This is a genomic window from Pseudoalteromonas sp. MMG012 (assembly GCF_018100875.1).
Lineage (GTDB): Bacteria > Pseudomonadota > Gammaproteobacteria > Enterobacterales > Alteromonadaceae > Pseudoalteromonas > Pseudoalteromonas aurantia.
On the sequence record NZ_JAGJEF010000237.1, the window covers coordinates 1 to 431 of the forward strand.

The following is a 431-nucleotide window of genomic DNA, read 5'->3' on the forward strand; positions in this document are numbered from 1 at the left end:
TAACTGTACTGGTCGATTTTGGGAAGGGCGCTTTAAATCACAAGCTTTACTTGATGAAGCTGCATTGGCAGCGTGTATGGCGTATGTTGATTTAAACCCAATTAGAGCCAAAATGGCAGATACACCAGAAACATCAGAATATACAAGCGTTAAAACCCGCTGTGAACATGCCAAAGAAGGCAAACAACCTAAACACTTAGCACGTTTTGCAGGTAGCCCCCGAAAGTACATGCCAAAAGGTTTACCCTTTGAATTAAAGTCCTATTTAGAACTGGTAGAGTTAACCGGCCGATGTATGCGAACAGACAAACGAGGCGCTATCAACCCTATCAACTCTCCAATTTTAGACAGACTCAACATCGCCCCCGAAAACTGGCTAAAGCTCACTACACAATTTACCAAAGTATTTCATGGTGCAGTGGGTCGGCCTA

At 43.6% G+C, this 431-nt stretch carries 1 pseudogene; it reads left to right on the forward strand.

Features of this window, described 5'->3' with window-relative positions:
* Positions 1-431 (forward strand): annotated as a pseudogene (locus J8L97_RS23225) (transposase); the annotation flags it as partial.